Annotated in this window: 8 protein-coding genes; 5 read left to right on the top strand and 3 right to left on the bottom strand. The window is 64.9% G+C overall.

The genetic code is table 11. The annotated features are described in order from the left end of the window. On the top strand, positions 1 to 825 hold an 825-nt coding region (locus AB4Z11_RS11130; RefSeq protein ID WP_442025313.1), incomplete at its 5' end, for a LysR substrate-binding domain-containing protein. Between the two features lie 91 nt (positions 826 to 916). Then, positions 917 to 1,762 (top strand): helix-turn-helix domain-containing protein, encoded by an 846-nt coding sequence (locus AB4Z11_RS11125; protein WP_442025312.1) that lies wholly within the window; start codon positions 917 to 919, stop codon positions 1,760 to 1,762. Between the two features lie 2 nt (positions 1,763 to 1,764). Here AB4Z11_RS11125 and AB4Z11_RS11120 read toward each other — a convergent pair whose 3' ends face one another. Then, entirely contained in the window at positions 1,765 to 3,159 is a 1,395-nt protein-coding gene (locus AB4Z11_RS11120; RefSeq protein WP_442025311.1) for a TolC family protein, read from the bottom strand. Between the two features lie 169 nt (positions 3,160 to 3,328). Between AB4Z11_RS11120 and AB4Z11_RS11115 the strand changes: the two genes are divergently transcribed. The 3 genes from AB4Z11_RS11115 to AB4Z11_RS11105 are packed head-to-tail and all read left to right on the top strand — an operon-like array spanning position 3,329 to position 6,732. After that, on the top strand, positions 3,329 to 3,583 hold the full coding sequence (locus AB4Z11_RS11115; protein ID WP_442025310.1) for a YtcA family lipoprotein: 255 nt from the start codon (positions 3,329 to 3,331) through the stop codon (positions 3,581 to 3,583). A gap of 6 nt (positions 3,584 to 3,589) precedes the next feature. After that, positions 3,590 to 4,651 (top strand): multidrug transporter subunit MdtN, encoded by a 1,062-nt coding sequence (mdtN, locus tag AB4Z11_RS11110; protein WP_442025309.1) that lies wholly within the window; start codon positions 3,590 to 3,592, stop codon positions 4,649 to 4,651. Next, positions 4,648 to 6,732 (top strand): FUSC family protein, encoded by a 2,085-nt coding sequence (locus tag AB4Z11_RS11105; protein ID WP_442025308.1) that lies wholly within the window; start codon positions 4,648 to 4,650, stop codon positions 6,730 to 6,732. Before mdtN ends, AB4Z11_RS11105 begins: the two co-directional genes overlap by 4 nt. A gap of 131 nt (positions 6,733 to 6,863) precedes the next feature. Here the strand turns inward: AB4Z11_RS11105 and AB4Z11_RS11100 are convergent, their stop codons facing one another. Then, on the bottom strand, positions 6,864 to 8,333 hold the full coding sequence (locus tag AB4Z11_RS11100; protein ID WP_442025307.1) for an efflux transporter outer membrane subunit: 1,470 nt from the start codon (positions 8,331 to 8,333) through the stop codon (positions 6,864 to 6,866). After that, positions 8,330 to 10,577: efflux RND transporter permease subunit (locus AB4Z11_RS11095; protein ID WP_442025306.1), on the bottom strand; the 2,248-nt coding region annotated here is incomplete at its 5' end. The genes AB4Z11_RS11095 and AB4Z11_RS11100, both read right to left, overlap by 4 nt.

Here is a 10,577-nt window from a genome sequence, read left to right as displayed (position 1 = left end):
GTGCTGTCCGATCGCCTGTTCGTCGCTGCCGACGGTGTGATGACGCCGACCGCACGCGCCATGGAACTGGCGCCGCATATCCGCGCGGGCCTTGAGCGCATCGACGGCGCGCTGGTGCGCAAGCATTTCGATCCGACTGCCACTTCGCGCGTATTCCGCCTGGCCGCTTCCGATTACGGCAGCCTGACCGTGATTCCTCACCTGGCCGCGCGCCTGGCGCGCAGCGCACCCAAAGTGGATTTGCGCGTGTTCCCATTCAACCGGCCGGACACCGTGCGCCAGCTGGACGATGGCCGTATCGACCTCGCCTTCAGCTGGTTTTCCGAGCTGCCCGAACGCATGCGCCGCCACACGCTGTGGCGCGACCGGGAAACGGTGATCGTGCGCAAAGGCCATCCGCTGACCGAAGGCCCGCTGACGCGCGAGCGGCTGCTGAGCTACCCGCACATCGTGGTCGAACTCACGGGCAGCAACGACGCGGCGAATCACGGCTATCTCGACGATCGCGGCGTGTCACGCCGGGTATGGATCGAACGCTTCCTGATGGAGCTGCGCGAGGATGGCGAAACCACGGCGGGACGGGCTGCCGTCTCCGTGCCGCACTTTGCGACCGTGATCCCCACCGTCATCCATTCCGACATGGTGGCGACCCTGCCACAAAGCCTGGTGCATGCCGCCAGCCAAAGGGGAGATGTGGTGGCGCTGTCGCTGCCCTATGATCCACTGACAGTGAATGTGGAAGCGATCTGGCACGAGCGCAGCGAACAGGACCCGGCCCTGAAATGGCTGATTTCGGAAACCATTGCGGCCATGCCGCCATCGTGAACAGGATTCACTGCCGGCGCTGAACAGACTTCATTTGTCGCTCAGCCATTCTCTGGATATTGTTGCAACTCATTCAAGCGAGGAGTTCATCATGCCCGACGATCGAAACCTGCCATGCGGCGCGCCCTCGCCGACGGAAGCACGAAGCGAAACGATCAGGATACGCACAGGCCGCGGTGAACCCTCATGCGAACGCGAAGACGCTCTCGCCTCGCACACGATTGCCGTGCCCACCACCGAATCCAGCTTTGTACTAAGCCACCGCGACGAGGCGGGCAAGCTGCAACGTGTGGCGCTGGGCGAGCGCCACGTTGCCGTGATCCCGGCCGGCATATGCCACAGCTTCCACGGCACAGCCCAGGCCGCGCTGACGACAGTGATGATCGCGGCGGACTTCCTGTGCACATTGGCGGAACAGCACCGGATGAACGAATTCATGCTGGCTGGCCATTACGCCACCGTCGACCCATTCCTGCTGTACTTCGCGCGCACGCTGGAACTGCGCCTGCAGCGCCACGGGCCGCCAGATCGCGCCTATCTCGAAGCGGCAGCGGTCGTGCTGGGACAGCACCTGCTGCTTAACTACTCCACCACGCCGGACACGCCCTCCTGCGGCCTGCCGCGCTATAAACTGCGCCGCGCACTGGAATACATCGAGCAGCACTTCCATGACGACATCGGCTTCCAGGACATCGCAGGCCACGTCGGCATCAGCCCATTCCACTTCGCGCGCCTGTTCAAGCAGGCCACCGGCGAATCGCCGCATCAGCGCATCATGCGTTGCCGCATCGACGCTGCCAAGCGCATGCTGYTGGAATCGGACAAGCCGATTTCCGACATCGCCTTCGAAGTCGGCTACAAGAGCCAGAGCTATTTCACCACGCGCTTCGCGCTATTGGCGGGCATGCCGCCGGCCGCCTACCGCGCACGCAGCTGAGATCAGGGCAGCACGTCCAGCATATCGCCGGCGGCGAAGGCCAGCACGGCGCGTGCAGTGCGCTGATCGGTGTTGGCCTGGCTGGCCGAGGTTTGCGCGCGCGCCAGCGATGCGGTGGCGGCGCTCAGCTCCTGCATGGTGGACAAGCCCTGTTTGTAGGACTTGAGCGTTGAATTGAAGGATTCCTGCGCCGCCGCCAGCAAATCCTGGGTCGATTCGACGCGGCGCCGCGCCAGGGTCAGATCCAGCCGCGCCTTGACGACTTCGTGCACCACCTGGTTTTTCACACTATCCAGCCTGGCCTGCGCGATTTCCTGCTTCGAGTGTGCCAGCGCCACATTATTCTTGCGCATGGAGCCGTCGTACAGCGGCAGCTGGAAGATGACGCCAATGCCATAGATCGGCTGATTGACCGACGACCAGGGGCCGCCATTGGAGCTGGTGCGGCCGATGTTTTCGCCCACATGAGCGTGCAGCAACACCTTGGGGCCGTAATCGGACTTCGCCAGGTTCACCGCGGCTTCGCCGGCGCGCACCTGCGCCATCGCCGCCTGGACCTCCGGCCGGTTGGAAATTGCCTGCTCTACCAGCTTGTCGATTTTCTGCTCGCCTTCCGGTTCGGGTGCGCCGGCCGGCACCTGGATGCACAGCGCCGTGTCGGGGCGCAGGCCCATTGCTTCCAGCAGCGCCATGCGCCCATCCTCGACCGCCGTGATCGCATCTTCCACCTGCAGGCGCGCTTCGGCCACCGCGGCATGCGCCTGCAACGCTTCCGGCGCCGTACCGAGGCCGCGCTGGCGGCGCGCCTGGGCAACCTGTTCGACCATCAGTGCATTCTGCAGCGTAGCTTCGGCCGCTTCGCGCCGGGCCAGCACGGCACTCAGGTGGTAGAACTGGCGCATGATCTGGATAGTGACCTTGCGGTGCGTGGCGTTGAAGCTGAATCTGGCTCCGGCCAGGGCCTGGCTGGCCTGTTCGATCGCCGCCTCCTTGCCGCCAGAGTCATACACCAGCCATTTCAGCGCCACCGACGGGATGAAGCCTTCGGCATTCGACTTGAAATAACCTTTGGGATCGAGGTTCTTCGGCAGCGGGAAGGCTGAATGCTCGTGCAGGGCCACCGCTTCCGCCGCCAGCATCGGGCCGAATTTGCTGCGCGTGATGCCGAGGTTGAGCGAAGCATCCTCCGCCTGTAGCCAGGAAGTTCGGGTGTCCGCATTATTCTTCATGCCGATCGCGATCAGATCGGGCAGTGTTTGCGGACGATCGGGCGAGATGCTCTCGCCATCGGGTGCATGGCTGCCACCGCAAAACAAAGCCTCGGCAGCGGCGGACATGGTAAAGGACAGCGCCAGCAGACCGCCGGCCAGGATCGGGAGTGAAGTACGGAGGAACATCGCGCGGCAGAAAAAGATACAGAGACGTTTTCAGTGTATCGGCCATCTCCCGCCCCAGGCCCCATCTCACGGAAAAATACGCAAGACATCAAAACGCTGAGCAAAAAAGCTGAAGATCACCTCCGGGCAACGATGCCATGATGGCCACTCGTACAAGGATTTCTTCATCATGCACCTCAAGACCGCCCTGGTGCTCGTTCCACTGCTGTGCAGCGGCTGCAGCCTCGCGCCAAGCGTCGCCATCTTCGGCGCCTTCTTCCCCGACTGGATGATCTGCGCCCTGCTGGGTATCATCGCCACGCTGGTGGCGCGCGCCCTGGCCGGGGCGACGGGCGTCATCGAATCGCCGGCGCCGCCGCTGCTCTACCCCATGCTTGCCCTGCTCTTTGCAGCGCTGTCGTGGATCATTCTGTTCCGTGGATAGACCATCATGAATACCGTACCTGCTTCCCAGCCGCCTGCCGCCAAGCGGCGCCGCCTTATCGTTCCCATCGTGGCCGTGCTGGCACTGATCGCCATCGGCTACACGCTGGTCGCCATCAATCATTCGCCCCGTACCGACGATGCCTACGCCCAGGCTTACACCATCGGCGTGGCTTCGCAAGTCGCCGGCCGCATCGTCGAACTCAAAGCCACCGACAATGCGGTTGTCCACAAAGGCGATGTGCTGTTCAGGATTGATCCCACGCCCTACGATCTCGACGTCCAGAAGCTGAAAGCGCAGGCCATCACGCTGGAACACCAGATTGCCCTGACACAGCGCCAGGTCGACGCGCAAACCCATGCCGCATCCGCCAGCGCGGCCAGCGTGGCGCGCGCGGCCGACAACGCGGCACAAAAACGTTCTTCGCTGGCGCGCCTGGAACCGCTGCTGGAGGATGAATTTGTCAGCAAGGAGCAGGTCGATCTGGCCCGCACGGCCGCCAATTCGGCCAGTCTGGAGTTGAAGGCTGCGCGTTTTGACCAGCAGCGCGCACAGAGTTCCGTCAGCAGCGTCGAGGCGCTGGTGGCGCAGAAGGCTGAACTGGCGGCCGCTTTGGCTCACGCTGAGTTCCTGGCCGACCAGACCGTGGTGCGCGCGCCGTTCGACGGCCGCATCGTGGACCTGAAAATCGCCGTCGGCGAATTTGCCGCCGCGGGCCGTGCACTGTTCACGCTGATCGATACGCGCAACTGGTATGTGATCGCGAATTTCCGCGAAACGGAGCTGGGGCAGATGCATATTGGCTCGCAGGCCAATCTCTACCTGATGAGCGCCCCGGACCGCAAATTCAAGGGCGTGGTCGAATCTGTCGGCTGGGGCGTAGTGCCAGATGAAGGCGGCAGCGCCGGCGGCCTGCCGCGCGTACCCCGCTCGATCAACTGGGTGCACGTGGCGCAGCGCTTCCCGGTGCGCATCCGCGTGACCGAGCCGGCTGAGGATTTATTCCGCATTGGCGCGTCCGCCGTGGCCGTGGTCAGTTCCGACAGCAGCCAGCGGCAGGCGAAATGAATAGCGCGGCTGACGCCTGCGACCAGCCGCAAGGCTCTGCGCCGGGCGCCTTGCTTTCCTTCCTGCGCGAGTCGATGCGCCCCTACCCGGGCCGCATGGAGGCCACCATGCGCATGGTGCTGGCCTGCCTGATCATCGTCAGTATTTCCATGTCGCTGCAGGTTCCCAGCCAGGCGCTGGCGGCTTACATGGTGTTCTTCGTTTCGCGCGAAGACATGGCGACGACGGCCAAGACGGGCATCGCGCTCATTGTGGCGTTCAGCCTCGCCATTGTGCTGTCCCTGCTGGTATTCCGCGTGACGGTCAATGAGCCGGCCTTGCGCCTGGCGCTGATGACCATCCTGTTCACGGCAGGCATGTATGTGTCGCGGATCTTCGTTCTCGGGGCGCTTGGTTTCGGGCTGGGATTTGTTTTTCTCATCACGCAATCGACAGTGGATCTTTATCCTGCCGGCGAACCGCTGGTACGCGACACGCTGTGGCTTTGGGTTGCGCTGACGTTTTCGATTGTGGTCGTCATTCTGGTGAATGTACTGGTTTTGCCTGCGCGGCCGGTCGCCTTGCTGCGCGAAGAAGCCTTGTTCCGCCTGAATTTCGTGGCCACCCATCTCACATTGTCGGGCAGCGGCCCGGCCTTGCCGTCCGGCGCCATGCGCGCGCTCGATCCGATGCGGCCCTTCATGCTGATGAAGCTTGCCGGCAGCGATCCCGATTTCGCGCGCCGGGTACCGGCTTACAGGGCAGCGCTGGCGTCGCTGAGCGAGCTGATTGAAGCGGCCTGCATGCTGGCCGCGCTGCCGTCCAGCCCTCCCTCGGCCGGGCAGGAGGCACGCATGCAGCGCCTGCGCGAAGCCTGCCTTTCGATGGCGCGTAGCGTCGCCAATCCCGCCGAGCGGCCTGCACCGCCAGTTCCGCCCGCCCCCGCACCCGCCCCCACTTCCGCCCCCTCCCCTGACCAAGGCCCCGCCCCTGCTCAAGGCCCCGACGCTGCCCAAGGCCCCGTTCCGGGCCTGGCCTCTGCCCGCGCCACTGGCCTTAGCCCTGGCCCGGCGCTGACGCCGGCGGAGCGCTACAGCGGCGGCGGGGCGACCCGGGACTCGCTGCTGGGCGAGATGGAGTCCGATATGGCCGAAGTCTGGCAGCACTGGGACGCTGCCCAGCGAGGCGATGGCGCCGCTGATGCCGCGCCAGCGTCCAAGCCAAAGCCYTTCGCCGCCGATGCGTTCAGCAATCCTGCCTACATGCAGTTCGCGCTGAAGGTCACTTTCGCGGCGATGCTCTGCTATGTGCTCTACACGGGATTCAACTGGCCGGGCATCCACACCTGCGTCGTCACCTGCGCCGTGATCGCACTGACAACCAACGGAGCCACCGTCCACAAGGCCACGCAGCGGATACTGGGCGCGCTGACTGGCGGTGCGCTGGCCTTGTTGGCGACGGTGTTCATCGTGCCGCATCTCGAATCTCTGGGCAGTCTGCTGTTGCTGATTGCGCCGGTCGCGCTGGCGAGCGCCTGGATTTCCACCGGCGGCGAACGGATTGCCTATTTCGGCTGGCAGATGGCGTTTGCGTTCTTCCTGTGCATCCTGCACGGTTACGGGCCGAGCGAGGATGTCACGATTGTCCGCGACCGCCTGGTCGGAATTCTGCTTGGTACGGTGGTGATGGGCGTGATGTTCCGATACGTGTGGCCGGAACGCGCATCCGACCAATTGCGGCATACGCTGGCGCGCATCCTCCGCACCTGCGACCGCCGAACGGTCCTGCAGGACCTGCGCACAGCGGGCAAGCAGGCGGAGGCAGCAGCGTTTGAAGGCACACTATCCCACGCCACGCGCACCGAGGCGCTGTTCGCGGCCACTCAGGCGGTCGCTCTCAGCTGCCTACATGCGGGCCAGCGCAGCGCCGAAGTGGACGATGTGCTGTGCCAGTATGCCGATTACCTGTCCGCCGGCCATCACGCCCGCCGCGAGCTGCCCGCGTGCCTGATCACGCCCGCACACTCGCCCGAAGAACAAGCGCTGCTGACCCGCATCCAGTGGCTGCGCTCGCGCTACATCGACTTTTTCGGCGGCGCCTGATCCATCGCCATTGGCACCCCGCCCGCGGCTCAACCGCGAGCGGCGACGCAAATGATCGTTGCCCCGAAGCCAGCCACGTGCCGCACATTGCCGCGCGCAAGCCGCTGCACCTGCCCTCGACCGCGTCACCGTCAGCGACCAGGCAGCGTGCTGGCCTGGCCCTCAAGCCACCAGCCACCACCCAGCGCCTGATACAGCGCCACCGTGTCCGCGTAGCGCGCCGCACGGGCTTGCGACAAAGCGATCACGCTCTGCTGGTAGGCCTGCTGCGCCAGCAGCACTGCCGGACGGCCGGCCATGCCAACCTGCTGCTGTTTTCGCGCGATCTGCAGGCTCCGGCGCGCTGCCTGCTCGGCTGCCGCAGCAGCACGCAGGCCCTGCGCATCAGACTGAATCGCGGACAGCGTATCGGCCACGTTCTGGAACGCAGTCAGCACGGTCGCGCGGTATTGCGCCGCCGCCTGATCRTAAGCCGCTTCTGCCGCCCGTTGCTGATGACGTAAGGCGCCGCCGCGGAAGATCGGCTGCACCAGGTCGGCGCCGATGCCCCACTCGCCAGTGCCGGACTTGAACAGCGTGCCAGCGGTCAGCGCGGAACTGCCCAGGGCCGCCGTCAAGGAGATATTCGGCAGACGCGCGGCGGTTGCCACGCCAATCTGCGCACTGGCCGCGTGCAGCTGCGCCTCCGCGGCGCGAATATCCGGACGCTGCTCAATCAGCTGCGCGGGCAGGCTCAGTGGCAGTTCGTCCGGCAGCTTAAGTGCATCCAGCTGCAGCGGCGCGATCTCCGCATCCGGGAAGCGCCCGGTCAGCGCGGCCAGGGCATGCTTCTGCTGTGACAACTGCTTCTCCAGCCCCGGCACACCGGCCTCCAGCTGCGCCAGCGCTGCTTCCTGCGCCGCGACATCGGCCGCGCCAAGCTGGCCTGCCTGGCGCTGGCGCGCAATCACGTCAAGCTGGTCGCGCGCCAGGCCAATCAAATCGCGTGTCGCCTGCAACTGCGCCTGCAACGCGGCCTGCTGAATGGCCGCAGCGACGATATTGGATGTCAGCGTCAGCCAGGCTGCATGGCGCTGGAATTGCGCTACTTCAGCCTGCGCGGCCGAGGCTTCCACCTGGCGGCGCGTGCCGCCGAAGACGTCGGGAACATAGCCAATATTCAGCTGCGCCGTATGCAGCGTGTACAGATTGGTCCCGGACGCCGTTGGACTGGACAGCGGATCTGCTACGCGCTGGCGCGTCGGCTGATATTGCAGATCCACGGTCGGCCAGAAGCTGCCACGCTGCGCAGCGGTGGATTCCTGCGCCACGCGCAAGGCCGCTTCCGCCGCCTGCAAATCCGGGTTGGCCTTCAAAGCATCGGCCACCAGCTGGTTCAGCGCATCGGAACCAAACAACGTCCACCATTGCGCCTGCACGGACAGCGTGTCGTCAAAGCGTTGCGACACGCCCGCCGCACTGGCCGAGGATACGGTCTGCGCCGGCGTCTCAGACGCATAGCGCGCGCCAGCAGGCGCCTCCGGACGGTTGAAGTCAGGTCCCACGGCGCAACCAGCCAGAGCCAGCGCCACCGCTGCGGACATCACACGAATTGCGATCATGGTTTTTCTCCTTCCACTTCAGCCAGGGCGACCTTGGCTTCGGCCCTGCGGCGGGCGACACGGTCTTCCACCAGGTAGTACATGGCCGGCAGCAGCACCAGCGTCAGCGCGGTGGCCGTCACCAGCCCACCCACCACCACGGTCGCCAGCGGACGCTGTACGTCGCTGCCCAGGCCATGCGCCAGAGCGGCAGGCACCAGACCCAGCGCCGCAACAGTGGCGGTGGTCAGCACTGCACGCAGACGTTCACGCGCACCGCCAATCACCGCTTCGCGCAGCGGCAAGCCGGATTTCTTGCGCCAGCGGTTCAGGTTCGCCAGCATCACGACCGCATTCAGCACCGCCACGCCAAACAGCGCAATGAAGCCCACCGCTGACGACACGTTGAACGTCATGCCGCGCAGATGCAGAGCCAGCAGACCGCCCAGCAGTGACAGCGGCACCGCCAGCAGGATCAGGCCAGGCTGGCGCAGGTTGCCGAATTCGGCGAACAGCAGCACGAACATCAGCAGCAGCGCGCCCGGAACGATGGCAGCCAGACGTGCCACCGCGCGCTGCTGGTTCTCGAACTGGCCGCCCCATACGATGCGATAGCGCGCGTGGTCGTAAGTGATCTCATGCTCGATGCGGCCCTGCGCGTCTTCCAGGAAGGATGACAGGTCGCGGCCACGCAGGTTGGTACGCACGGTCAGGTGGCGCAGGCTCATCTCGCGCGTGATCGTCGTTTCACCTTCGGCAAAGTGGATCTTCGCCACCTGGGCCAGCGCCACGTGGGCGCCGTTGGCGGCAGTCAGCACCAGGTTGCCGATGGCGGCCGGATCGTTGCGCGTGGCGCCTGCAAAGCGCGTGACCACGTTGTAGCTGCGATCATCCACATACATTTGCGTGACAGGCGCGCCGCCGATGCCGGTTTCGATCAGCGCCATCACATCCGCCACATTGATGCCGAGGCGTGCCGCGGCATTGCGGTCGACGTCGATGCGCAGCTGCGGCAGTGGGGGTTCCTGGTCCAGTATCACGTCCTCCGCGCCGGGCACAGTCTTCAGCAGATTGACCACGGAGGTGGCAACCTGGCGCGTTTCGCGGAAGTCGTTACCGTACACTTTCACTACCAGGTCGCTGTGTGCGCCGGCCAGCTTATCCAGCACGCCATCGATCATGGGCTGCGAGAAGCCAACGTCGGTGCCCGGCAGTTCCTTGAACCGCGCCGATAGCTTGTYGATCAAGTCCTGCTTGCTCATGCCGGACGGCCATTCAGCATATGGATGCAAGGCCACGGCGGTTTCGATGTGCGAAGGCGTGAACGGGTCGGTGCCCTCATCGTTGCGGCCCAGCTGCGTCACCACGTGTGCGACCTGCGGCTCCTTCAGAGTCGCTTCGCGTAGCGCATCCGCCATCTTGCCCGCTTTTTCCAATGAGATCCCTGGCGGCAGCGTGACCTGCAACCAGATCGAGCCTTCGTCCAGCGTCGGCAGGAAGTCACGGCCAATGGTGGCGCCAAGGAAGACGACGCCGGCCAGCGTGGCGACGGCGATGCCGATCACGGCGCCGGAGCGGCCAACCAGCTTTTGCAGCAGGCTGTCGTAGCGCGGCATCATCCAGTCCAGCAGCCTGTTGTGGAAGATCTTGCGTGGCTTGTGGAAGGCCCAGAACGCAAGACCTGGCACCAGCGTCATCGTCATCAGCAATGCRCCCAGCAGCGCAAAGCCGACTGCAAAGGCCATCGGAGAGAACAGCTTGTACTCGATGCGCTGGAAGGCGAACAGCGGCAGGTAGGCCAGCATGATGACGACCATGCCGAACACGGTCGGGCGCATCACCTGGATGGTGGCCTTCATCGCATCTTCGCCCGACATCAGGCCTTCACTCTGTTCTTCGCGGCGGCGCAGGATGTTCTCCAGCACGAAGATCGCGCCGTCAACGATGATACCGAAGTCGATGGCGCCCAGCGACAGCAGGTTAGCCGGAATATGGAAATGGCGCATGAGGATGAAGGCCACCAGCAGCGAAGCGGGAATCGTTACCGCCGCAATCAGCGCTGCGCGCGGGCTGCCGAGGAACAGCACCAGCACGATGGTCACCAGCACCACGCCTTCGATCAGCGTCTTGCCGACCGTATGCACGGTGGCGTCCACCAGGCCGCTGCGGTCCAGGTAAGGCACCACCTGCACATCTTTCGGCAGCACGTGCTCGTTCAGCTCCTTCACCGCCTCGTGCACACCGGCGATCACATGCGACGGATTC

The sequence above is a fragment of the Pseudoduganella sp. RAF53_2 genome (genome assembly GCF_052113985.1).
GTDB lineage: Bacteria > Pseudomonadota > Gammaproteobacteria > Burkholderiales > Burkholderiaceae_D > Rugamonas.
Note: the sequence above shows the minus strand (reverse complement) of the source record. Positions and strands in the feature narration are given on the sequence as shown.

Bases quoted from the DNA above. Each gene is read 5' to 3' on its own strand.
- AB4Z11_RS11115 (WP_442025310.1), top strand. From the start codon at position 3,329: ATGCACCTCAAGACCGCCCTGGTGCTCGTTCCACTGCTGTGCAGCGGC.
- AB4Z11_RS11120 (WP_442025311.1), bottom strand. From the start codon at position 3,159: ATGTTCCTCCGTACTTCACTCCCGATCCTGGCCGGCGGTCTGCTGGCG.
- mdtN (WP_442025309.1), top strand. From the start codon at position 3,590: ATGAATACCGTACCTGCTTCCCAGCCGCCTGCCGCCAAGCGGCGCCGC.